Origin of the sequence: Faecalibacterium sp. DFI.5.82 (genome assembly GCF_029076575.1) — a bacterium.
Taxonomy (GTDB): Bacteria; Bacillota; Clostridia; order Oscillospirales; family Ruminococcaceae; genus Faecalibacterium; species Faecalibacterium duncaniae.
The window spans coordinates 1-315 of record NZ_JARFIS010000425.1 but is presented as its reverse complement, the minus strand read 5'-3'; the positions used below and the strand labels follow the sequence as shown (position 1 = coordinate 315).

The following is a 315-nucleotide window of genomic DNA, read 5'->3' as shown; positions in this document are numbered from 1 at the left end:
GCTCTATGAGGCCGAGGGCAACATCGCGCAGAGCGAGGCCAACGCCACCCGGCTGTTCGGCACGGCCCACACCTATTACAGCACCGAGGGTTCTTCCCAGTGCATCCGGGCCATGCTCTGCCTTGCTATGCAGGGAGCGCCCTGCACCGGCAAGCGCCCGGTGCTGCTGGCGGCCCGCAATGCCCACAAAGCCCTGCTCTATGCAGCGGCTCTGCTGGACTTCGACATCCGGTGGCTCTGGCCCGCGCCGGAGGTTACCGGCGCGCTGTGCAGCTGCCCGGTAACGGTGCAGGCCCTTTCCGCCGCCCTTGAGGA

The 315-nt window shown here is 67.9% G+C and carries 1 pseudogene; it reads left to right on the top strand.

Going from position 1 to position 315, the window contains the following annotated elements:
• Positions 1–315, top strand: a pseudogene (locus tag P0G09_RS17275) (amino acid decarboxylase); the annotation flags it as partial.